The sequence below is a fragment of the Luteibacter pinisoli genome (genome assembly GCF_006385595.1).
Lineage (GTDB): Bacteria > Pseudomonadota > Gammaproteobacteria > Xanthomonadales > Rhodanobacteraceae > Luteibacter > Luteibacter pinisoli.
In genome coordinates, this window is sequence record NZ_CP041046.1 from 3,142,779 (window position 1) to 3,164,001 (window position 21,223).

Sequence of the window (21,223 nt, forward strand, 5' to 3'; positions counted from 1 at the left end):
GTATTCAGTCCTGCAAGGTGGGTTGGCGCGTGGCGCAATGCGCCACGCAACGCTCGATGTCGGCGAAGTTGTCCAGGCCGTACCAGAACACCTTCCAGCGGGCCTGCTTGAAGCAGCCGTCCGACTCGGCGTAGTAGAAATGGTTGATCGCGTTGCCATGGCGCGAGCGCCAGAACAGCTTCGGGTTCTCGTCGCGCATCACCTGCCACACGGCGCGGCCAAGGCCTTCGCCCTGCGCTTCGTCGAGGACGGCGAACTTGTCGAGGTACGCGAAACCGTCTTCCATGGTCAGGACCATGGCCGCGCGGTAGTTCTCCGAGACGTACAGGCGGTAGACGTCCGTCCGCGCGAAGTAATCGTCGACGAGGCCACGACCGAAGCTCGATTCGATCAGCGTGCGCATGCGCGGCAGGTCCACGCCTTCCCACGAATCAAACCGCAGCACGCGCTCGCCCCGGCGCAGCAGCGTGCCCGAGCCTTTGTGCGTGAACAGTTCCTTCGCAAGGTCCGCCGGGCGGGTGATCGACACCGAGGTGGTCAGCGGCAGGTCGTCGAGCAGGTCCTTGATCTGTTCGATCTTCAGGCGCATGCCCGAATGCAGCCACGGCTGCTGGAGCAGCTGGTCGTACTCGGTGGAGAGATTGATCGAATCGATGATGTGGCCATCGCCGTCGAGCAGGCCGCCGGTGCCGGTGAGGAACACGATCTTGTACGGCTGCAGCGTGCGCACGAGTTCGTTGGCGGCGAAATCGGCGTTGATGTTGAGGATCTGCCCGGAGTCGGTTTCGCCCAGGCTGGCGATCACCGGGATGGAACCCGCGCGCAGGCTGGCCTCGATCGGTGCGAGGTTGATCGCGCGCACCTTGCCGACCAGGCCGAGCTGGTCCGGATCGAGGAAGTCGGCGGTGAACACGCCCGACGGCACCGAGGTGGCGCGCGTGTCGACTTCCTGCAAGGCCTCGACCAGGCGCAGGTTCTGCGCCTGGAACACGCGGCGAACGATGGCCAGGGCTTCCGGCGAGGTGACGCGCAGGCCATTGACGGTCTTCTTCTCGATACCGGCGGCGGCAAGCTCTTCATCCAGCTGCGGGCCGGCACCGTGCAGGACGATGGGCGTGAGGCCCACCTGCTGCAGGAAGGACAGCGACGAGGTGAGGTCGGCCAGTTCGTCGCGCAGCACGGCGCCGCCCACCTTCACCACCGCGAACCGCGCGGCGTCGAGCTGGGAGAAGCGCTTCAGGTACTGCTGGATCTCGCGCGCGCTGCCCATGGCGGAGAGCAGGCGGACGATGGTCTTGCGGGTGTGCTTGTTAGATTCCACGTTCGACGATCCGGAGGATGGTCTGGGCGTACTGGCCCAGTTGGTCGAGGGCAACCCATTCGTCGGCGGTGTGGGCCTGCGCGATGTCGCCAGGGCCATAGACGAAGGAGATGTAGCCGGCCTTGGAGAACAGCGCCGCTTCGGTCCAGAAATCCACGGCGTTGCCCACCGGGATGTCCAGTTCGTCGGCGAGGTCGCGCGCGGCGAGGCGGCGTGCCTCGGCCGTGGCGGTGTCGCCGGCCGGCAGCGAATCGCCGCGGAAGGTTTCACCGTATTCCACGGGCGTGGGCTCGACCAGCGTGCGGAACGTTTCCAGCAGCGCGTCCGCGTCCATCGACGGCAGCGGACGGAAGCCAAAGCGTACATCGCCGGTCGGTGCGATCACGTTGGCCTTGATGCCGCCCTCGACCTTGCCGATGTTGAAGCGCAGGCCGGTCAGGCCGCCAAAGCGCTCGTGCGACAGCGCCTGCACGTGGTCCAGCGCGGCGGCGCCCCAGCGGATCGCCTGGTGCAACGCGCTGTCGGAGGGCTTCTGCTCGCCCGAGGCATGGCCGGCACGGCCCTGGAAGCGCATCTGCACCGAGTGGATGCCGCGATGCGCCAGCACCGCCTCGCCCCTGGTGGGCTCGGCGACGATGATGGCGTCGTAGGCCGGCTTGTCCTTGAGGAAGCCCTCGATGCAGCGCGCATCGTTGGCTTCTTCATCGGTGGAGAGCAGCAAGGCCATGTCGCCCTGCGAGGCATTGGCCACGGCGACCAGCGCGGCCGCGGCGCCCTTGATGTCACAGGCGCCCAGGCCGATCGCACGGTCTTCCGTCACCCGCAGCTCATGCGGGCTGGCGGTCCAGTGCGGGCTGTCCGGCACGGTATCCAGGTGCACGTTGAACAGCACCTTCGGCGTGCCGCGCACGGCGTAGAGGTTCACCGCGCCAGCACCGAAATCGGTGACCTGCACGTCGAACCCCGGGAGGTTCGCGCGCAGGTAATCGAAGATGCCGCCGGTGCTGATCTCGCGCGGGGGATTGCGCGTGTCGAACGACACGAGCGCGCGCAGGTGATCGAGGGTGTCCTTCAGAAGGGTTTCCATGGGGTCTCGATCACTTCCCGCCGTTGGCTCGGTCGACTTCGGCCCAGATCGTCGAGCTCATGCCGTAGAGCTTGATGAAGCCCTCGGCTTCGGCGACGCCCCAGTCCGCGGCCTGTGCGTAGGTCGCCTTCTTCGAGTGCAGCAGGTTCTTCGATTCCACCTTCACCGCGTACACCGTACCGCCGCGGGTTTCGATGATGACCTTGCCGTCCACCTTGCGCTGCGTGCTCACCAGGTAGGCTTCCAGGTCGGCCTTGATCGGGTCGTTGAAGAAGCCTTCGTAGGCCACTTCCGTCCACTTGCGGCCGATTTCCGGCTTGAAGCGGTTCTGCTGCTTCGAGAGCACGGTTTCTTCCAGCGCACGGTGCGCGGTGAGCAGCGCGGTCAGGGCCGGTGCCTCGAACACGATGCGGCCCTTCAGGCCGATGTTGGTGTCGCCGGTGTACAGGCTGCGGCCGACGCCGTACTTCGCCAGCTCACGATTGAGGAAGGCGAGGATTTCCGGGCCGCTGGCCGCCTTGCCGTTCAGCGAGGTGGCGGTGCCCTTCTCGAAGCCGAGCTCGATGCGCAGCGGTTCGGACGGCCATTCGGCGCGCGGTGCGCACCAGGCCACGGCGCCCTCTTCCGGGATCTCCCACGCATCGATCTCGCCGCCGGAGATGGTCACGCCGAGCACGTTCTCGTTGATGGTGTAGTGCTTGGTCTTGGCGCGGACTTCGAAGCCCTTGTCTTCGAGGTACTTCTGCTCGTAGGCGCGCACCTGGGTGTGCTCGCGCTGGATCTCGCGGATCGGCGCCACGATGGTGTAGTCGCCAAGGGCCTTCACGGTCAGGTCGAAACGGACCTGGTCGTTGCCCATGCCGGTGCAGCCATGCGCGAACAGCTTGGTGCCGAGCTCGTCGCAGCGCTCCAGCGAGGCCTGCACGATGAGGTAGCGGTCCGAGACCAGCAGCGGGTACTGGCCCTGGTAGAACTCGCCGGCCCAGATCAGCGGGGTGACGAAGCTGTCCCAGATCGCCTGCGAGGCATCGACGGTGCGGTGCGAGGCCGCGCCGAGTTCATGCGCGCGCTGCTCGATGTACTCACGCTCTTCGGCCGAGACGCCGCCCGTGTCGACGAACACGGTATGCACGGCGTAGCCGCGCTCCATCAGGTAGGGGACGCAGAAGCTGGTGTCGAGACCACCCGAGAAGGCGAGGACGATATCTTTGCTGGACATGCTGGCTCCGGAAATAAGGAAGGTCTGGGAAGTCGTGCGAATCAGGAAGAAGCCATGAGCGAGGCCATCACGGCCTTCTGCACATGCAGGCGGTTCTCCGCCTCGTCGATGGCGATGCAGGCCGCGGAATCCATCACCGCGTCCGTCGCCTTGATGTTGCGGCGGAGCGGCAGGCAGTGGCTGAAGAGGCCATTGTCGGTGAGCGCCATCTTGGCCTCGTCGACAATAAAGTGCTTCTTCGCGTCGCGGATAGCCTTTTCTTGCTCCCAGCGACCAAAGTACGGCAGCGCGCCCCAGCTCTTCGCGTAGATGACGTGCGCGCCGCTGTAGGCGGCTTCGATGTCATGCGACACCTGCAGCGAGCCACCGTTCTCCTTCGCGTTCTGCCGGCCGAACTCCATGTAGCGCTCGTCGAGCACGTACTCCGGGGTCGGGCACAGCAGGGTCACGTCCATGCCCATCTTCGTCGCGATAAGCAGCGCCGAGTTGGCCACGGCGGTGTTCAGCGGCTTCGGGTGGTACGTCCAGGTCAGCACGTACTTCTTGTTCTGCAGGTCACCCAGGTGTTCCTTCAGGGCCAGCGCGTGGGCCAGCTCCTGGCAGGGGTGGGTGATGGTTTCCATGTTGATGACCGGCACGGTGGCGTATTGGGCAAAGGCCTTCAGCACCTTGTCCTGGCGATCCACCTGCCAGTCCTGGAACTTCGGGAAGGCGCGCACGCCGATCAGGTCCACGTAGCGGGACAGCACCCGGGCCACTTCGGCAATGTGCTCTTCCGTATCGCCGTCCATCACGGTGCCGATATCGAACTCGATGGGCCACGCGTCCTTGCCCGGCGACAACACCACCGCATGGCCACCCAGGTGGAACGCGCCCAGCTCGAAGCTGGTGCGGGTACGCATCGAGGGGTTGAAGAACATCAGCGCGATGGACTTGCCGGCCAGCTGCCTGCCCTGCGGCGAGCGTTTGAATTCGGCGGCCTGCGCCAGCAGGGCGTCGATCTCGGCGCGGCTGTAATCGGTGGTGTTGAGGAAGTGGCGAACGGTCATGGCGGTCCAGAACGGTCGGTGGCCTGTCGGGGCCGTGGGAAGAAAGGGAAATCCGAAACGAAAAAACCCGGCACAGGGCCGGGTTTTTTTAGTCGGTACGTATGAAACGCGCGCGACAGCCTACCCGGCCGAATATCCGATGTACGGTCGACGAGCACGCGACGTCATCCCTGCGGCCATGCGGGCGCTGGTATAGACGGTGGCGGTGTAGTCGGCGTGGGACACGGTGGGGTCTTTTTAGGTGAAGCGTCGATAATGCCGTGGATTGGTGCGGTGCGCAACTGCCCGGGAGGGGGTCGCAAAAAGAAAGGGCCGCGATCGCTCGCGGCCCCTCCTGTCTGCCTTGCCGGAATCGGTCAGTCCGCCGGGGAGACGCTCACGCGGACGCGCAGGCGCTCGCCCGGGTCGTAGTTCAGGCGCGAGACGTAGACCTCGCCGCGGTAGCGGTATTCCACGTCGTAGCCCGCGATGCGGCGCTGCTCGGTCACCGAGCTGACGTCGCGGCAGCGGGTTTCCGTGCCCTGGTAGACCTGGTCGCCACTACGGGAGACGTTGTTGCCGACCACGCCACCGGCCACCGCGCCGGCCACGGTCGCGGCCTTGCGGCCGTCGCCCTTGCCCACGGTATTGCCGAGCACGCCGCCGACCACGGCACCCAGGATCGTCCCGGCCGCGCTGCCGCTACCCTGCTGGCGGGTCACCACCTGCTGGTCGTAGCACTCCTGGCGCGGGGTTTCCACGCGGGACACGCCGTACACCGGGTCGACGCGCAGCACGTCGGCCCAGCCAAAATGGGTATTGTCATCCGGCCCGGCCGACTGCGGCGGCGGGGGCGGGGGCCCATAACGGTCCTGGGCGCTGGCACTGGTAGCGAAAACCGCGAGGATCAGCGCGGGGATAAGCAGGCGAGACATGTAGGAGAACCTCCGGCCAGGCGCACGAGCGCGCCTAGTGGTGGCCATTTCATCAAGATCACGCTGAATCCACGCTTAGGTGTTCTCTCAAGAAATTCACGGCCCGCTGTCAACCGTTCCCCTTCTCGCGCGTGCACCGGGGACACCCCGGCCTTGCTACTATTTCAGACCGGCCCCGGCCGCCGGCCCGCCCACGGACACACGATGACGATTTCGCTCTACAACACCTTGTCGCGCCGCACGGAAGCGTTCGTCCCGCTCGATCCGAGCCGGGTCACCATGTATGTCTGCGGCCCCACGGTCTACAACTACATCCATATCGGCAACGCCCGGCCACCGGTGGTGTTCGACGTCCTGGCCAGCCTGCTGCGCCGGCATTACCCGAACCTGGTCTACGCCCGGAACATCACCGACGTGGACGACAAGATCAACAACGCCGCCGCGGCCGCCGGCGTGCCGATCACCGAGATCACCGGCCGCTTCGCCCAGGCCTACCGGGACGACGTGGCCAAACTGGGCGTGGCACCGCCGGACGTGGAGCCCCACGCCACGGCGCATATCGCCGAGATCATCACCATGATCCAGCGCCTGATCGCCTCGAAGCACGCCTACGAGGCGGAGGGCCACGTCCTCTTCCACGTCGCCTCCTACCCCGCCTACGGCGCCCTTTCCGGCCGCGACCCGGACGAGCTCATCGCCGGCGCCCGCGTCGAGGTGGCCCCGTACAAGAAGGACGCCGGGGACTTCGTCCTGTGGAAGCCCTCCGACGAGACCCTGCCGGGCTGGGACAGCCCATGGGGCCGTGGCCGCCCCGGCTGGCACATCGAGTGCTCGGCCATGAGCGAGGCCCACCTGGGCGACACCATCGACATCCACGCCGGCGGCGTGGACCTGACGTTCCCGCACCACGAAAACGAGATTGCCCAGAGCGTGTGCGCCCACGGCGGCAAGCCCTTCGCCCGATTCTGGCTGCACAACGGCATGCTCACCTTCGACGGCCGTAAGATGTCGAAGTCACTGGGTAACGTGCTCCAGCTGCACGAACTGCTGAAGAAGCACCCCGGCGAGGCCCTGCGCCTGCTGCTGCTGCGCGGCCACTACCGCCAGCCGCTGGACTGGTCCGACGCCGCGCTGACCCAGGCCGTGCGCACCCTGGACGGCTGGTATGGGGTGCTCCGCGACCTGGCCGACGTCTCGGCGAGCGCACCGGTGGTACCGGCGGCCGTGGAAGCCGCCCTGTGCGACGACCTGAACACGCCGCAGGCGCTGGCCGAACTCTCCCAGCTGGCCGATGCGGCGCGCCGTGCCACTGGCGACGACCGCATCGCCGCCAAGGCCGCCCTGGTCGGCGGCGGCGCCCTGCTCGGCCTGCTCCAGCAGGATCCGGAAGCCTGGTTCCGCCAGGGCAATCCCGGCGAGGAAGTGGACGCCGCCATGGTGGAGGCCCTGCTCGAAGAACGCCGCGCCGCCCGCGCGGGGAAGGATTTCGCCCGGTCCGATGCCATCCGCGACCAGCTCAAGGCCCTGGGCGTCACCATTGAAGACAGCGCGCAGGGCACGCGCTGGAGCGTAGTGAAGGCATGAACGAACTCGTTGAACCGCAGGAACCCACCGCCGCCGAGGCGCAGGCCGCCATTGCCGAGGAATTCGCGTTCTTCGGTGACTGGACCGAGCGCTATCAGTACCTGATCGACCTGGGCCGGCAGTTGCCGCCGTTCCCGGATGCCGAGAAGAACGAGGAAAACCGGGTCCATGGCTGCCAGTCCATGGTCTGGCTGATCCCCTCCGGGGATGCCTCGCGCCTGCACTTCGAGGCCACCAGCGATTCGGCCATCGTCTCGGGCCTGATCGCCCTGCTGCTGCGGGTGTACTCGGACCGCTCGGCGCGCGAGATCGTCGATACCGAGCCGACCTACATCCAGGAGATCGGCCTGGCCAAGCACCTCTCGCCCACCCGCTCCAATGGCCTCGTCGCCATGCTCAACCGCATCAAGGCCTTCGCCGCGGCCACCCTGGCCGAGTAACCGCCGCTACAGGTCGGCGCGCGCCCGGACGTCGGCGAAGGCCTGGTCCTTCAGCAGCCGGCCGTCTTCCCAGACGGTCTCCATCGCGTGCTCCCACCCGGCGTCGAGCGTCATGTCCTCGGCGCGCGCCACGCCATCGGGAATCGATACCGTTTTCCACGTGCCGTACTCGCGATGGCGGGTGAGCGTGAGCCGGCCGCGCTGGGAGAACTTGCCGGCGTCGGTCACCGGCGCCTTGAACACCTCCACCCAGCGGCCATCGATGCGCGCGGCGGAACACTTCAACGCGAACTTCTGCGTATCCCGGTCGACCTTCTGCAACAGCGCCCCGCCCATGCCGAAGGCGATGTTGTCGGCCGCGTACCCGGCGCCGGTGATGCGCTCCAGGATCGCCCGGATACTCTGCGGATTCACGCCGTCGCCCTGGATGACGCGCACGTGGTTCAGCACCTTGTAGCGCTTGCGGTTCACCGTGTGCCCGAAGGCCTCGTCCAGCAAGGTGACGCACTGGTGCACCACCTCGACCGGATCGCCCGAATCGGGGCGCACGACCAGCGTGGCGCCCGAGGCGATGACCTCGTCGCGCAGGGTCTTGCCCCAGTGCTCGCGGATCGCGTGGAAGATGTCGTAGCTGTCCGAGACCACCGCGACCAGCGAGCCGGGACTGGCGAACTGGCGCAGCATGTTGCGGTACGCCTCCGCCTCGCCCTCGCGGCCCCAGCTGGTGATGGTGCTGTGCTCGGCGGCGGGGATGGAATAGCCGGCCATTGGCTCGCCGTAGAAGGCCTGTGCCGCGAGCACGCCCTGCACCGTGTCCGTGCCACGGAAGTTCACCAGGTGAGCCATGCCACCGAGGGCGGCCGACTCGGCGCTGGAAACGCCACGCGCGCCGAAGTCGTGGAGCTTGAACGGCAGTTGCCCGGCCGGGTCGTCGCTGGTCTTGTCGAGGAACGTGGCGATGCAGCGCTTCACCTGCCAGCTCAGCGTCGCCACCGTCACCGGGTACCACAGGCGCAGCAACAGGGTCTCGACATAGCTGGGCACCCACGCGGCGCGCGGGTCGGTGGATTCGATGGTGACCAGGGCCTGGTGCGTCGGCACGACGCTGCCCTCGGCAACGGCGCGGATGCGCATCGGCAGGCGGCCGCCGTGCACGTCGACGACATGGCGCCAGCCTGCCTCGTTGAACGGCTCGCCGTGGGCGGCGAAGAACTCGCGGGCCTCGTCGACGTCGGCGTGGGTCACCGGATGGGCCAGCCATCCCTTCAGGATGGCCTGCAGGCCGAAGAACACCGTGCGGTCGTACAGGCCGCCACGGGATTCCACGTAGAAGAACGTGGCGTCCGTGCCCGGCGGGTACTGCAACCAGTGGCTCGCCTTGTAGCTGTCGGTATTGAGGATGAGGTTCTGCAGGTGCGGGAACATGCGGTCTCCTTGGCGCCGGCCAGTGTACGCCTCCCAACAAAAAGCCCCGCCATGGGCGGGGCTTTCGTCGAAGCGCATGACGGGAGGGTTTAGTCGCCCATCTGCTTCTGCAGGTGCTCGCGGCGCTCCTGCGCGTCGAGCGACAGGGTAGCGATGGGGCGCGCGTCAAGGCGATCCACACCGATTTCCTCGTCGGTCTCTTCGCAGAAACCGTAGCGGCCTTCCTCGATCCGGCGCAGGGCCTTGTCGATCTTGGAGATGAGCTTGCGGTAGCGATCGCGGGTACGCAGTTCCAGCGAGTTTTCCGTTTCACGCGTGGCGCGCTCGGCTTCGTCGCCCACGTCGCGGACTTCCTCGCGGAGGTTGTCCATGGTCTGGCGGGATTCTTCCACCAGCTGGTCGCGCCAATCCTTCAGCTTGTTGCGGAAGTAGGCCAGGTGACGAGGATTCATGTACTCCTCGTCCTTGCCGGGCTTGTAGCCCTTCGGCAGGTCGATGATGGTAGAAGCCGGCAGGGCGTACTTGCCGTCTTCGCGCGTGATTCCGTTTTCAAGTGTGGTGCTGTTCATGCTGGCTTGCGCGGACTTCTCGTTTCTGGATGGGGTAGCGCCGCCCACTGCGGACGCCTTGCGTCCGACAGCGGGGCTGGCAGCTTTCGCCGCCGGCGCCGGCGCAGGTGCCGGCGATGCCTTCACCTGCTGCTTGGGAGCGGCCTTGGCGGCGGAAGGTTCCACCACCGGGGCTGTTTTCTTGGCCGGCGCGGGCGCGGCCTTGGGAGCTGCTGCCTTCGCCGCGGCCTTCGCGGGTGCCTTGGGGGCCGCCGCCTTGGTCACGGGCGCCGCCTTGGCGGGTGTCTTCTTCGCGACGGCGGCAGGTTTCGCCACTGTCTTCGCGGCTGCCTTCTTCACGGGCGCCGCGGCTTTCACCGGAGCCGCCTTGGCGGCGGGCTTCGCGGTTTTCGCAGCGGGTTTGGCCGCCGCGCGCACTGCCGTCTTCGCCGGCGCCTTGCCCCCGGCCGCAACCGTCCTGGTCTTCGTCGCGTCACCTGCCCCGCCCTTCTTGGCGGCTGCCTTGGCAACGGTGGAACTACGAGCGTTTTTCGCCATTTCCTTCACCTCGGTGGCCGTGGCGGCGGGGTGTTATAGCCCAGATGCGTTACCCCAGCAACCTATCTTCTGGGATACTGTCAAATGCCCGATGCCTGAAACGACCTGGCTTTTCGAGAACGTGACACGCTTCCTCCTCTTCCTGCTGTCCCTCTACAAGCGGTGGCTTAGCCCTCTGCTAGGGGCCCGTTGCCGGTTCCATCCATCCTGTTCCGATTACACGCGGATTGCCATAGCCCGCTTTGGCCCGCTCAAAGGCAGCCTGCTTGGCGGCTGGCGCATCCTGCGTTGCCAGCCCCTGTGCGAAGGTGGCCACGACCCCGTCCCCGACCAATTTGTCCTGCGCCGATGCGGCGCCCAAGGAGTCCATACCCATGACTGACGCCTGGCTGATCAAGAACGCCGAACTGGTAAACGAAAACAAGCGGTGGAAGGCCGACGTCCGTATCCGCGACGGAAAAATCGCGACCATCGCGCAGGGACTGGTAAAAGAGCGTGATGAAGAAGTGATCGATGCGAGCGGCCTCCTGCTGCTGCCCGGCATGATCGACGACCAGGTGCATTTCCGTGAGCCCGGCCTCACCCAGAAGGCGGACATCGCCCATGAATCGGCGGCCTGCGCCGCGGGCGGTATCACCAGCTTCATGGAAATGCCGAACACCAAGCCGCCGGCGCTCGACCGTGAGTCGCTCGAGAACAAATACACCATCGCCGCCGGCTCATCGGTGGTCAATTACGCGTTCTACATGGGCGCCAGCAACGACAACCTTGAGGCAATCCGTAGCCTGGATCCCAAGGCGGCGCCGGGCGTCAAGGTGTTCATGGGTGCCTCCACCGGCAACATGCTGGTGGACAATCCGGAAACGCTCGACGGCATCTTCCGCGACACGCCGGTGCCGATCATCACGCACTGCGAAGACACGCCGATGATCGACGCCAACCTGGCAAAGGCCCACGAGAAGTACGGCGAGGACATCCCCGCGTGGGAGCACCCGCACATCCGCTCGCGCGAGGCCTGCATCAAGTCCACGCGCCTGGCCATTTCGCTGGCGAAGAAGCACAACACCCGCCTGCATGTCCTGCATATCTCCACCGCCGACGAACTCGCCCTGTTCGAGCCGGGCCCGATCGAAGGGAAGCGCATCACCGCGGAAACCTGCGTGCACTTCCTGCATTTCGGCGGCAAGGCGGATTACGACGAGAAGGGCTTCCTGATCAAGTGCAACCCGGCGATCAAGGACGAGGCGGACCGTGACGCCATCACGAAGGCGCTGGCCGAAGGCCGCCTCGATGTCCTGGCCACCGACCACGCACCGCACCTGCTCGAAGAGAAGGCGCAGAAGTACGACAAGGCGCCGTCGGGCCTGCCGCTCGTGCAGTTCGCCCTGCAGGCGGCGCTGGAGCGCGTGACGGAAGGCAAGCTCACCCTGGAGCGCGTGGTGGAAACCGTGTGCCACAACCCGGCGAAGCTGTTCAGCGTGGAGCATCGCGGCTTCCTGCGCGAAGGCTATTCGGCGGACCTTGTCCTCGTCGACCCGAACAAGAAGCACACCGTGACCCGCGAGGAAGTGCTGTCCAAGTGCGGCTGGTCGCCGTTCGAGGGCACCACCTTCAGCAGCAGCATCGCGGCCACCTTCGTCAACGGCAAGCGCGTGTGGGATGGCAAGACGGTGGACAAGTCCAACCGTGGCGAACGGCTGACCTTTGATCGATGAGTAATTTCGTAGAGGCGCGCGTGCGCCCGATCCTGCTGGGCGCGGCGCTGGCGTTTGCCGGCGTCGCCCCTGCCGCTGCGCCCGACCTGCCGTCGACCATGTCGCAGGGCGCCCTGGTCATCGCGCACGCCCCACCCGGTGCCGCCGTTCGCGTGAGCGGCAAGCCGGTGCATGTCGGGGCCGATGGCGTGTTCGTCTTCGGCGCCGGGCGTGACGACACCGGGCCGGTCGCCGTGGAAATCGGTGGCCGCGCGTTCCGCGTGGCCGTGACACCCCGGGACTGGCCCATCGAGCGCGTGGAAGGCGTGCCGCCGAAGACCGTGAACCCGCCGCCGGAGATCGCCGCACGCATCCAGCGCGAGCAGGCCCTCGTCGTGACGGCACGTAACCGCGACGACAGCCGCGAAGACTTCAACCATGGCTTCATCTGGCCGGTGACCGGGCGGATCAGCGGCCGCTTCGGCAACCAGCGCATCTACAACGGCGACCCGAAGGCCCCGCATTCGGGCATGGACATCGCGGTGCCGGAAGGCACGCCGGTGAAGGCACCGGCCGACGGGATCATCACCTTCGCGGCGCCCGACCTTTACCTCACCGGCGGCACGGTGCTCCTGGACCACGGCTTCGGCCTGTCGTCCAACTTCCTGCACCTGTCACGCATCGACGTGAAGGTGGGCGAGCACGTGCGCCAGGGCCAGGTGATCGGCGCGGCCGGCAAGACCGGGCGCGCGACCGGACCCCATGTGCACTGGGGCTTCAACTGGTTTGGCATGCGCCTGGATCCCCTGCTCTTGCCGGGCATCCAGTAAGCACGGCAAGGCGCGTTAGCGCGCCTTGCTGGCGAAGGCCACCGCGTCGTGCGGGTGCAGGCTTTCGTGATGGGCCACGCGGACATGGAAGTCGGCCACGGCCGGCTCGGCCTCAAGGGTCTTCTGGATGCGGCGGGCCGCGTCCTCGCAGAACATGAGGTTGCTGCCATTGGCCAGCGCGAAGGCCTGCTCGTCGGCACGCTTTACCGCCGTCTGCACGGGCGTGCCCAGCGCGGCTTCCACGCGGTCGATCATGCCGATCAGGTCGAACACCTGGTCGCCCTTCGGCGCCACCCGGATCGTTGCCGTGCTGCGCTGGGCGTGCGGCGTCGCGATGATGCCCTGCTCCGTGCCCAGCCAGGCAAGGATCGTTTCGCGATCCAGCGCCTGCTCCGCCGGGAACGACTTGGCGAAGTTGTCCTGGATGAGCTGGCGCGAAAGCGCCGCGGACGCCGGGCACGTGGAGGAATACACCACGTCCGTGGTGACCTCCAGGTGGAACTGGTTGCCACGCAGCGTCGCGTCGATGGTGATCGGGTAAGCGCGCCAGCCGCTGTTGTCGCTGCGCAGGGCGCGACGACGCACGAGGTGCTCGAAGCCGATTGTGATGCGCGCGTGGTCGGAGAGGCCCTCATGCGAGGACAGGAACTCACCCAGCAGCGCACGGATGCCGCCGATGGTCAGCGGGCCGGCCGACAGCGCCTCGGACACCAGCAGGTACAGGCGCGACATGTGGATGCCGCGCTTCTCCGGCTGCGTGAGGTTCACGAACGCGCCCACCCGGGCGCCGGTGGAACGCACGTCGCCGTCGCCGGCATCGAACGCCACGGGCATTTCCATGCCATCCATGCCGACCCAGTCGAGCGTGCCAATGGACAGGGCGTGCTCCTGCGACGCAACGTCGGGCAGCAGGCGGGTCGGGGAATCTTGGATGTACATCAGGGGTTCCTTGGGACGGGGGTCGTTTCCGGCCGTTCGCCACGAGATGGGGGCCACGGCCCATGGCTCAATGGTGAGTGCCCGGAAACGCTGCGTTCAGCCCAACGGCACAGCCTGCCGCGCCGCGCGCCAGGCGCGGAAGGCGGTGGCCGGGCCGGTGCGGGACTGGCGCTTGTGCAATTCGGCGAAGGGCTCGGCGGCGCGGGCGGCACCACGCGCCGTGGACAGCGCCGTACGGCCCTCGAGGCCGCGGAAGGTGGATAGCGGCTGGCCCAGGGCCAGGGCCTCGCGCAGGCCGCCTGCCAGGTCGCCCAGCTGCGCCTTGAGCGCTTCCCGGCGGGCCGGCGAATCGTCCTTGAGCTGACCGCGGCTGAGGCCGTGGCGGGCCAGGCGCGACATGGGCAGCGCCAGGCGCTCGCGATCCGCATCCAGCTCCAGCCGCGACAGCGCGAAGACCAGGTGCGACAGCGTGGCGATGCGCGCCGCGGCGTCGCTGGGCGCGTCGGCGCCGAACCACCACGCGGTCTCCAGCGCGGCCAGGGCGCCATGCATGTTCCGCGAAGCGGTGACCTGCGCAGCGAAGTCCGACGGCGTGCCCTGCTCCAGTTGGGCCATCGCCGCCAGCACGGGGGCAAGCCACAGCGGCGAAGGGATCGACCGCGCGCGCTCGCGTGAGAACAGGGCCTTGGTCAACGGATGCCGGCCACCGCTGGCGGCGGCACCGGAGAGTTCCTCGGCCCACCACTGCAGCTTGGCCGCGGCCACCTGCGGCTCACGGATGCCGTAGGCCGAGGCAATCAGTTCCTGCTCGAGCGCCGCCAGGGCCACGCGCTCATCGCGCACGGCCGGGTCAACGAAGCCCAGCGCCACGCGCTGCTGCGGCTGCACGGCCAGCCACTTGTCGACATAGCTCTGGATGGCGCCGTCCGTCATGCAGCCACCTCGCCCACGCCGAGCAGCGCCGCCAGGTCGTTCGGGTGATCGACCACGGCGTCGGCGCCCCAGGTATCCGGGTCGCCGCCATCGAGATAGCCCCAGCGCACGGCGACGGTGAACAGGCCGGCGGCGTGGCCGGCGATGATGTCGCGGCGATCGTCGCCAACGAACACCGAGCGCTTCGGCGCGCAGCCGGCCGTGTCGCAGGCCAGGCGCACGGGTGCGGGGTCGGGCTTTTTCACCGGCAAGGTGTCGCCGGAAACCACCGCGGCCGGATGCCAGTGCGGCACGGCCTGCGGCAGCAAGCCGTCGGTAAGGAAGCCCGGCTTGTTGGTGACGATGCCCCAGCGGATACCCGCCGCGTCCAGCCCGGCCAGCATCGGCTCGATGCCTTCGAAGGGCACCGTGTGCGCGGCCATGTTGGCTTCGTACAGGGCGAGGTAACGCGGCACGAGATGCAGCACGCCGGTGTCGTCGCGCTCGGGGAAGCCCACGCTGATGATGGCGCGCGACCCGCGCGACACCACCGGGCGCACATCGTCATACGCCGGCGGCGGTACGCCCTCTTCCGCGCACAGCAGCACCAGCGCGTGGTGGAGATCCAGGCCGCTGTCCAGCAGCGTGCCGTCGAGGTCGAAAAAGACGCCCTCGGGCTTGAACGGCAAGGTGCTCACGCCGGCTTCCTTGCGGCCAGCACGTAGTTCACGGCGGTGTTCGACGCGAGGCGGGCATTGCGGGTCAGCGGGTTGTAGGCCAGGCCCGAAATGTCCTCGAGCTCCAGGCCGAACTGGCGCAGCATGCCGGCCACTTCCGAGGGCTTGAGGAACTGCGCGTAATGGTGCGTGCCGCGCGGCAGCAGGCGCATCAGGTACTCCGCACCGACGATCGCGGCACCGAACGCGGCGGGCGTGCGATTGAGCGTGGAGAGGAACAGCTGGCCGCCCGGCTTGAGCATGGCCGCCAGGTCGCGGATCAGCACCAGCGGATCGGGCACGTGCTCGATCATCTCCATGCAGCAGACGACGTCGAACGACGCCGGCTCGGCCGCGGCAAGCTGCTCAGAAGACTGGACGCGATAGTCCACCTGCAGGTTCGATTCGAACAGGTGCAGCTTCGCGATCTCGATGAGCTTGGCGCCAAGGTCGATGGCGGTGACGTTCGCACCGGCGCGCGCCAGCGCTTCGCTCAGCAGGCCGCCGCCGCAGCCGACATCGACCACCTTCGCACCCCGCAGGTTGGCGCGGCCGGCGATGTACGCCGAGCGCACCGGATTCAGGTCGTGCAGCGGGCGGGATTCGCCATCGGGATCCCACCAGCGCGCGGCGAGCTTTTCGAAGCGCGCGATTTCTTCCGCGCTGACATTGGTGTTGGCTTGCATCGCACTAACCTCGTTCACTGGGCGTCGCCCGCGGCGATCTGTTCGCGCCAGCGGCGCGCCTTGTCACGGATGGCCTCGACGTCGACGCCGATCAAAGCCTTGTTGGCGAGCTTGCGCTTGCCGTCGATCCACACGTCGCTGACCTGGTGGCGGCCGGTGGCATACACCAGCTGGGAAGCCACATGGTAGAGCGGCTGGGTTTCCAGGTCGTCGAGACGCACGGCCACGAGGTCCGCGCGCTTGCCCGGCTCGATGGAGCCGATCTTCTCGCCCAGGCCAATCGCCTTCGCGCCGTTGAGCGTGGCGGCGCGCAGCGCGCTGGCCGCATCGAAGGCCGCGGCATCGCCCGCGACGGCCTTGGCCAGCAGCGCGGCGGTGCGCATCTCGCCGAACATGTCCAGGTCGTTGTTGGACGCGCAGCCATCGGTGCCGATGCACAGGTTGACGCCCGCGGCACGCAGCTTTTCCGCCGGGCAGAACCCGGAAGCGAGCTTCATGTTGGATTCCGGGCAGTGCACCACCGACACGCCGGCCGCGGCGCATGCGGCGATTTCGCCGTCGGTGAGCTGGGTCATGTGCACGGCGATGAGGCGCTCGTTCACCAGCCCGAGCTTCTGCAGGCGCTGGAACGGACGCACGCCGTCCTTCACCTTGCCCTCTTCCACTTCCTGCGCGGTCTCGTGCGTGTGCAGGTGCACGGGAATATCCAGCTGTTCGGACAGCACGCGGATGCGCTCGAAGTTCTCGTCGGAGACGGTGTACGGCGCGTGCGGCGCGAAGGCGGTGCTCAGCAGCGGCTCGCCCATGAGGCTGTCGTGGACTTCCACGGCGCGCTCGAAGTATTCGTCCGACGTTTTCGCCCACGGCGTCGGGAAATCGATCACCGGCAGGCCGATGACGGCGCGGAAGCCCATCTGCCGATAGGTGGCCGCGATCACGTCGGGGAAGAAGTAGTTCTCGTTGGCGCAGGTGGTGCCGCCGCGGATCATTTCGGCCACGGCCAGTTCGACGCCGTCGCGAATGAAATCCGGGCCCATCACGCGGCCTTCGGCCGGCCAGATGTGTTCCTGCAGCCAGGTCATCAGCGGCAGGTCGTCGGCCAGGCCACGCAGCAACGTCATCGGGTTATGCGTATGCGCATTGACCAGGCCGGGGATCAGCGCGTGCTCGCCCAGCGAGATGCGCTCGCGCGGTGCGTAGTGCGTGCGCGCTTCGTCGGCCGGGAGGATCGCGATGATTTCGCCATCGTGGATCGCCACCGCGTGATCGTCGAGCACCACGCCGTGCGGTTCCACGGGAACCACCCAACGGGCTTCGATGAGGAGGTCGATCGCTTTGGTTTCGCTGGAGCCCATATCGTTTTCCTTGCGCCTGATAAGCGAACGGCACGGCGCCGAAGGGCGGCCGTGCCGTTGCGTGCGTCGAGCGAAGCCGCCTTACTTGACGCGGCTGTCGTACTCGCCGGTGCGGGTATCGACCTTGATGACTTCGTCCTGGTTGACGAAGAGCGGCACGCGCACGACCGCGCCGGTTTCCAGCGTGGCCGGCTTGCCGCCGCCGCCCGAGGTGTCGCCACGGACTCCCGGATCGGTTTCGACGATCTTCAGTTCCACGAACTTCGGCGCCTGCACGGCAATGATGTTGCCGTTGAACAGGGTGATGACGCATTCCTCGTCACCCTTCAGCCACTTCCAGGCGTCGCCCATGGCGGCCAGGTTGGCGCGGTGCTGCTCGAAGGTCTCCGTGTGCATGAAGATCCACTCGCGGTCGGCGCCGGTGCCCTCGATGTACGAGAAGTTGGCGTCGGTGTCGACGGCATCGGCTTCTTCGTAGGAGTCGCTGGACTTCAGCGTCTGCTCGGTGGTGCGGCCGTCCTTCAGGTTGCGGATGCGGATGCGCGTGAACGCCTGGCCCTTACCCGGCTTGACGAAATCCGCTTCGGTGATGATCCAGGGATCGCCGTTGTGGATGATCTTCTTGCCCGTTTTGACGTCATTGAGGCCAAGGGTCGCCATGTGTTGCATGCTCCAGAGGTGAATCCGCCCGCCGGGCGGCTAAAATAGGGGTCTGTTACGGGCCGCAGGGCCCGCCCCAAGGCCCACCATGATAACCGCAAGCCCCACTTCCCGCCTACTGACGCCCGCCACCGGCTGGCGCGAGGCCTGGCGCGACGCCATTACCGACCCCCGCGAACTGCTCGCGGCGGTGGGCCTGGCGGACCGGCCGGACCTCCTGCCGGCCGACGACGCGGGCTTCCCCCTGCGCGTGCCGCGCGGCTTCGTGGCGCGGATGCGCCAGGGCGACGCGCGCGACCCGCTGCTCCTGCAGGTGCTGCCGCAGCAGGCGGAGCACGCCGAGGCGCCCGGCTACAGCGTGGATGCCGTGGGCGACATGGCCGCCAAGGCCGGCCACGGCCTGCTGCACAAGTACGACGGGCGCGCCCTGCTGATCGCCAGCGGCTCCTGCGCGGTCAACTGCCGCTACTGCTTCCGCCGGCATTTTCCCTACGGGGAGGAGATCGCGGCGGCGGCCGGCTGGCGCGAGGCGCTGGCCCACGTCGCGGCCGATACCTCGATCCGCGAGCTGATCCTCTCCGGTGGTGATCCGCTGTCCCTGGCCACCCACAAGCTCGAGGAGCTCACCCGCGGCCTGGCCGCCATGCCCCACGTCATCCGCCTGCGCATCCATACGCGCCTGCCGGTGGTGCTGCCGGAGCGCGTGGACGACGCCTTTACCGCGTGGCTGGCCGCCCTGCCCCTGCAAAAGGTGGTGGTGCTGCACGCCAACCACGCCAACGAGTTTGACGCCTCCGTGGACGCGGCCTGTGCCTGCCTGCGCGAGGCGGGCGCCACCCTGCTCAACCAGTCCGTGCTCCTGCGCGGGGTGAACGACGACGCGGACGCCCTGGCGGCCCTGTGCGAGCGCTCCTTTGCCGCGGGCGTGCTGCCTTATTACCTGCACCAGCTGGACAAGGTGACGGGGGCCGCACATTTTGAAGTTGCCGACGCCGAGGCCCTTGCGCTGGTGGAGGCGCTGCGCGCACGTTTACCCGGGTACCTCGTCCCAAAACTCGTTCGCGAGCTGCCCGGCGACCCTTCAAAGCGTCCTATTGCCGATTTCGCGCGCTAGTATGGGCACATCCCGCCGACCCCTGGCCGGTGGGACCGCGAGAAGGGGGAGTGCGCCGGTATCCGGTGCACCGGGTGGGAACTGCGGTCATCAAAGTTAAAACATGAAACACGACAACGTCATTCGCGTCCTTTTCATCGAATCCTCGGTGGAAGAGGCGGAGCTCTTGATCAATGTCCTGCGCAACGGCGGTATCGCCGTGCGTGCGACGCGCGCGACCACGGCCGAGGAAATCCAGGCCTGCCTGGACGACCAGGCGCCGGACCTGGTGCTGATGAATCCCGACGTGCCCGGCCTCGATGCGGTGCGCGTGCTGCGCCAGCTCGATGCCAGCGGCCGCGACCTGGCCGCCATCGCCGTGCTGGACCACCTCGACGACGACGCCGTCTCGGACCTGCTGTCCGGCGGCGCCAACGGCGTGGCCCTGCGCAAGCGCCATGACCAGATCCTGGCCACGGTGCATCGCGAATTCCAGGCCCTGTCCACGCGGCGCCAGGTGCGCCGGCTGGAAACGGCCCTGCGCGAAACCGAGCGCCGCTGCGACTCGCTGCTGGATTCCTCGCGCGACGCCATCGCCTACGTTCACGAGGGCATGCATGTCCGCGTGAACCAGGCTTACCTGGAGGCGTTCGGCTTCCAGGAATACGACGACATCATCGGCCTGCCGATTCTTGACCTGATCTCGGGTACGCACGCCGACGACTTCAAGACCGCGCTGCGTGGGGTGTCCAAGGGCGAGAAATCGCCGCCGCCGATGGAGCTGCTGGCCCGCCGCGACGACAGCAGCACCTTCAAGGCGCTGGTGGAATTCGCCCAGGCCACCTTTGAAGGCGAAGCCTGCCTGCAGATCGTGTTCCGCCAACAGACCGTGGACGCGGCGCTGGTGGCGCAGCTCTACCAGGACCCGGTCACCGGCCTGTTCAACCGCGCCCGCACGCTCGAGCACATCGACGAAGCCGTGGCGGCTGCTGCCGCCGGCCGTTCCGGCCAGGCGGTGGTCCTGATCGAGCCGGACAACTGGAAGGAGCTGGTGGCCACCGCCGGCATCGCCAACGCCGACCAGGTGCTGGCCACGCTCGCCCAGCGCATCAAGGAGACGCTGGACGAGGAAGACGTCCCCGGCGTGCTGGGCGACCACACCTTCGGCATCGTGCTCTCGCCGCGTGGCGACCTGGAGCATGCCGCCCTCACCGAGCGCCTGCGCTCGACCATCGCGGAAGCCATCGTCGATGCGGGCACCCGCTCGTTCACGGTCACCGTGACGGTGGGCGGCACGCTGCTGGCCGAGAAGAACGCCAACGCCGAAACGGTGCTCGACCAGGCCAGCGCGGCCCTGCGCAACGCCCAGAACCAGGGCGGCAACCGCGTGGAGCTGCACGATCCGGCGGCCCGCGAGAAGGCCGACGCCGAGCGCGAGCAGTACTGGCTGGACCTCGTCCGCGAAGCCCTCGCCCAGGACGGCCTGCGCCTCTACCACCAGCAGATCATCAGCCTGCAGGACGCCGCCGGCGAGTTCTACGAAATCCTGGTGCGCATGCGCGGCCCGAAGGGCGACGTGCTGCCCTCCTACTTCTTCCCGGTGGCCGAGCGTAACGGCCTCCTGCCGGCGATTGACCGCTGGGTGCTGGGCCATGCCATCGACGCCCTCGCCCACCGCGAGAACGACGGCCTGACCACCACCTACTTCGTGAAGATCACGGCGCAGTCGCTGGAAGATCCGGACCTGCTGCCGTGGCTGAAGCGTCGCCTGGAAACGGCAAAGCTTCGCCGCAGCACGCTCGTCATCGAGATGCCGGAATCGAAGGTGCTTTCCATGCTGCGCAAGGCGCAGGAGTTCTCGGCAGGCTGGCGCCAGTCGGGCGGCAAGTTCGCCATCGAGCAGTTCGGCTCGGGCCTGAACTCGTTCCAGATGCTGACCCACGTGGAAGCGGACTTCCTGAAGATCGACCGCAGCTACATGATCGACCTGCCGCAGCATCCGGAAAACCAGAAGCGCATTTCCGAGATTTGCAAGGAAGGCCATACCACCGGCAAGCAGACGGTCGCCGAATGGGTGGAGGATGCCGTGAGCACCTCGTTGCTGTTCGCCTGCGGCGTGGACTTCGTGCAGGGCAATTTCCTGCAGGAGCCGGCCAAGGTGCTCGCCGAGGAATACCTGCCGGTCTGAACTAT

At 67.4% G+C, this 21,223-nt stretch carries 20 protein-coding genes; 7 read left to right on the plus strand and 13 right to left on the minus strand.

The window, feature by feature from the left end; translation table 11 throughout:
* Positions 1-4: 4 nt before the first annotated feature.
* From FIV34_RS14300 to FIV34_RS14320, 5 genes are all read right to left on the minus strand, one after another.
* Positions 5-1,270, minus strand: coding sequence for an acetylglutamate kinase (locus FIV34_RS14300; protein WP_425462924.1), 1,266 nt, complete (start codon positions 1,268-1,270; stop codon positions 5-7).
* A 40-nt stretch (positions 1,271-1,310) separates the two neighbouring features.
* Positions 1,311-2,408 carry an acetylornithine deacetylase gene (locus FIV34_RS14305; RefSeq protein ID WP_139983855.1) on the minus strand — a complete coding sequence of 366 codons (1,098 nt, stop codon included), beginning with the start codon at positions 2,406-2,408 and terminating at the stop codon, positions 1,311-1,313.
* Positions 2,409-2,418: 10 nt separating this feature from the next.
* Positions 2,419-3,627, minus strand: coding sequence for an argininosuccinate synthase (locus tag FIV34_RS14310; RefSeq protein ID WP_139983857.1), 1,209 nt, complete (start codon positions 3,625-3,627; stop codon positions 2,419-2,421).
* A gap of 41 nt (positions 3,628-3,668) precedes the next feature.
* Positions 3,669-4,676 (minus strand): N-acetylornithine carbamoyltransferase, encoded by a 1,008-nt coding sequence (locus FIV34_RS14315; RefSeq protein WP_139983859.1) that lies wholly within the window; start codon positions 4,674-4,676, stop codon positions 3,669-3,671.
* Positions 4,677-5,032: 356 nt separating this feature from the next.
* On the minus strand, positions 5,033-5,590 hold the full coding sequence (locus FIV34_RS14320) for a glycine zipper 2TM domain-containing protein (RefSeq protein ID WP_139983861.1): 558 nt from the start codon (positions 5,588-5,590) through the stop codon (positions 5,033-5,035).
* A gap of 204 nt (positions 5,591-5,794) precedes the next feature.
* Here FIV34_RS14320 and cysS point away from each other — a divergent pair, with 204 nt between their 5' ends.
* Positions 5,795-7,174, plus strand: coding sequence for a cysteine--tRNA ligase (gene cysS / locus FIV34_RS14325; RefSeq protein ID WP_139983863.1), 1,380 nt, complete (start codon positions 5,795-5,797; stop codon positions 7,172-7,174).
* A complete protein-coding gene (locus FIV34_RS14330) occupies positions 7,171-7,614 on the plus strand; it encodes a SufE family protein (RefSeq protein WP_139983866.1) in 444 nt (147 codons plus the stop codon). The genes cysS and FIV34_RS14330 overlap by 4 nt, the downstream gene beginning before the upstream one ends.
* 6 nt (positions 7,615-7,620) lie before the next feature.
* Here FIV34_RS14330 and FIV34_RS14335 read toward each other — a convergent pair whose 3' ends face one another.
* Complete coding sequence (locus FIV34_RS14335; RefSeq protein ID WP_139983868.1) at positions 7,621-9,039, minus strand: nicotinate phosphoribosyltransferase; 1,419 nt, start codon at positions 9,037-9,039, stop codon at positions 7,621-7,623.
* Positions 9,040-9,128: 89 nt separating this feature from the next.
* Positions 9,129-10,145 (minus strand): RNA polymerase-binding protein DksA, encoded by a 1,017-nt coding sequence (gene dksA / locus FIV34_RS21245; protein ID WP_246058828.1) that lies wholly within the window; start codon positions 10,143-10,145, stop codon positions 9,129-9,131.
* Positions 10,146-10,236: 91 nt separating this feature from the next.
* Between dksA and yidD the strand changes: the two genes are divergently transcribed.
* The 3 genes from yidD to FIV34_RS14355 are packed head-to-tail and all read left to right on the plus strand — an operon-like array spanning position 10,237 to position 12,669.
* Positions 10,237-10,527: a membrane protein insertion efficiency factor YidD gene (gene yidD, locus FIV34_RS14345; RefSeq protein WP_211352638.1), complete on the plus strand. Its 291-nt coding sequence runs from the start codon at positions 10,237-10,239 to the stop codon at positions 10,525-10,527.
* On the plus strand, positions 10,520-11,860 hold the full coding sequence (locus FIV34_RS14350; RefSeq protein ID WP_139983870.1) for a dihydroorotase: 1,341 nt from the start codon (positions 10,520-10,522) through the stop codon (positions 11,858-11,860). Before yidD ends, FIV34_RS14350 begins: the two co-directional genes overlap by 8 nt.
* Positions 11,857-12,669 (plus strand): M23 family metallopeptidase, encoded by an 813-nt coding sequence (locus FIV34_RS14355; protein ID WP_139983872.1) that lies wholly within the window; start codon positions 11,857-11,859, stop codon positions 12,667-12,669. Before FIV34_RS14350 ends, FIV34_RS14355 begins: the two co-directional genes overlap by 4 nt.
* 15 nt (positions 12,670-12,684) lie before the next feature.
* On the opposite strand, the gene folE2 is transcribed toward FIV34_RS14355, so the two are convergent.
* The 6 genes from folE2 to efp all read right to left on the minus strand — a co-directional run bounded on the left by folE2 (position 12,685) and on the right by efp (position 17,937).
* Entirely contained in the window at positions 12,685-13,608 is a 924-nt protein-coding gene (gene folE2, locus FIV34_RS14360) for a GTP cyclohydrolase FolE2 (RefSeq protein ID WP_139983874.1), read from the minus strand.
* Positions 13,609-13,704: 96 nt separating this feature from the next.
* Entirely contained in the window at positions 13,705-14,541 is an 837-nt protein-coding gene (locus tag FIV34_RS14365; RefSeq protein ID WP_139983877.1) for a squalene/phytoene synthase family protein, read from the minus strand.
* Positions 14,538-15,218 carry an HAD family hydrolase gene (locus FIV34_RS14370; protein WP_139983879.1) on the minus strand — a complete coding sequence of 227 codons (681 nt, stop codon included), beginning with the start codon at positions 15,216-15,218 and terminating at the stop codon, positions 14,538-14,540. Before FIV34_RS14370 ends, FIV34_RS14365 begins: the two co-directional genes overlap by 4 nt.
* Positions 15,215-15,922 carry a bifunctional 2-polyprenyl-6-hydroxyphenol methylase/3-demethylubiquinol 3-O-methyltransferase UbiG gene (gene ubiG / locus FIV34_RS14375; protein WP_139983881.1) on the minus strand — a complete coding sequence of 236 codons (708 nt, stop codon included), beginning with the start codon at positions 15,920-15,922 and terminating at the stop codon, positions 15,215-15,217. Before ubiG ends, FIV34_RS14370 begins: the two co-directional genes overlap by 4 nt.
* 14 nt (positions 15,923-15,936) lie before the next feature.
* The gene (locus FIV34_RS14380) at positions 15,937-17,277 is read right to left on the minus strand and encodes a TRZ/ATZ family hydrolase (protein WP_139983883.1); all 1,341 of its coding nucleotides are present in this window, start codon (positions 17,275-17,277) and stop codon (positions 15,937-15,939) included.
* 81 nt (positions 17,278-17,358) lie between these two features.
* Positions 17,359-17,937, minus strand: coding sequence for an elongation factor P (efp, locus tag FIV34_RS14385; RefSeq protein WP_139983885.1), 579 nt, complete (start codon positions 17,935-17,937; stop codon positions 17,359-17,361).
* A gap of 88 nt (positions 17,938-18,025) precedes the next feature.
* Between efp and epmB the strand changes: the two genes are divergently transcribed.
* Positions 18,026-19,051 (plus strand): EF-P beta-lysylation protein EpmB, encoded by a 1,026-nt coding sequence (gene epmB / locus FIV34_RS14390; protein WP_139983887.1) that lies wholly within the window; start codon positions 18,026-18,028, stop codon positions 19,049-19,051.
* A gap of 103 nt (positions 19,052-19,154) precedes the next feature.
* Positions 19,155-21,218 (plus strand): EAL domain-containing response regulator, encoded by a 2,064-nt coding sequence (locus FIV34_RS14395; protein WP_139983889.1) that lies wholly within the window; start codon positions 19,155-19,157, stop codon positions 21,216-21,218.
* The last annotated feature ends 5 nt before the right edge of the window (positions 21,219-21,223 follow it).

What these genes read in the sequence shown, in the direction of transcription:
- FIV34_RS14300 (WP_425462924.1), bottom strand. Translation starts at nt 1,270, where the DNA reads ATGGGCAGCGCGCGCGAGATCCAGCAGTACCTGAAGCGCTTCTCCCAG.
- FIV34_RS14305 (WP_139983855.1), bottom strand. Translation starts at nt 2,408, where the DNA reads ATGGAAACCCTTCTGAAGGACACCCTCGATCACCTGCGCGCGCTCGTG.
- FIV34_RS14310 (WP_139983857.1), bottom strand. Translation starts at nt 3,627, where the DNA reads ATGTCCAGCAAAGATATCGTCCTCGCCTTCTCGGGTGGTCTCGACACC.
- FIV34_RS14315 (WP_139983859.1), bottom strand. Translation starts at nt 4,676, where the DNA reads ATGACCGTTCGCCACTTCCTCAACACCACCGATTACAGCCGCGCCGAG.
- FIV34_RS14320 (WP_139983861.1), bottom strand. Translation starts at nt 5,590, where the DNA reads ATGTCTCGCCTGCTTATCCCCGCGCTGATCCTCGCGGTTTTCGCTACC.
- cysS (WP_139983863.1), top strand. Translation starts at nt 5,795, where the DNA reads ATGACGATTTCGCTCTACAACACCTTGTCGCGCCGCACGGAAGCGTTC.
- FIV34_RS14330 (WP_139983866.1), top strand. Translation starts at nt 7,171, where the DNA reads ATGAACGAACTCGTTGAACCGCAGGAACCCACCGCCGCCGAGGCGCAG.
- FIV34_RS14335 (WP_139983868.1), bottom strand. Translation starts at nt 9,039, where the DNA reads ATGTTCCCGCACCTGCAGAACCTCATCCTCAATACCGACAGCTACAAG.
- dksA (WP_246058828.1), bottom strand. Translation starts at nt 10,145, where the DNA reads ATGGCGAAAAACGCTCGTAGTTCCACCGTTGCCAAGGCAGCCGCCAAG.
- yidD (WP_211352638.1), top strand. Translation starts at nt 10,237, where the DNA reads ATGCCTGAAACGACCTGGCTTTTCGAGAACGTGACACGCTTCCTCCTC.
- FIV34_RS14350 (WP_139983870.1), top strand. Translation starts at nt 10,520, where the DNA reads ATGACTGACGCCTGGCTGATCAAGAACGCCGAACTGGTAAACGAAAAC.
- FIV34_RS14355 (WP_139983872.1), top strand. Translation starts at nt 11,857, where the DNA reads ATGAGTAATTTCGTAGAGGCGCGCGTGCGCCCGATCCTGCTGGGCGCG.
- folE2 (WP_139983874.1), bottom strand. Translation starts at nt 13,608, where the DNA reads ATGTACATCCAAGATTCCCCGACCCGCCTGCTGCCCGACGTTGCGTCG.
- FIV34_RS14365 (WP_139983877.1), bottom strand. Translation starts at nt 14,541, where the DNA reads ATGACGGACGGCGCCATCCAGAGCTATGTCGACAAGTGGCTGGCCGTG.
- ubiG (WP_139983881.1), bottom strand. Translation starts at nt 15,922, where the DNA reads ATGCAAGCCAACACCAATGTCAGCGCGGAAGAAATCGCGCGCTTCGAA.
- FIV34_RS14380 (WP_139983883.1), bottom strand. Translation starts at nt 17,277, where the DNA reads ATGGGCTCCAGCGAAACCAAAGCGATCGACCTCCTCATCGAAGCCCGT.
- efp (WP_139983885.1), bottom strand. Translation starts at nt 17,937, where the DNA reads ATGGCGACCCTTGGCCTCAATGACGTCAAAACGGGCAAGAAGATCATC.
- epmB (WP_139983887.1), top strand. Translation starts at nt 18,026, where the DNA reads ATGATAACCGCAAGCCCCACTTCCCGCCTACTGACGCCCGCCACCGGC.
- FIV34_RS14395 (WP_139983889.1), top strand. Translation starts at nt 19,155, where the DNA reads ATGAAACACGACAACGTCATTCGCGTCCTTTTCATCGAATCCTCGGTG.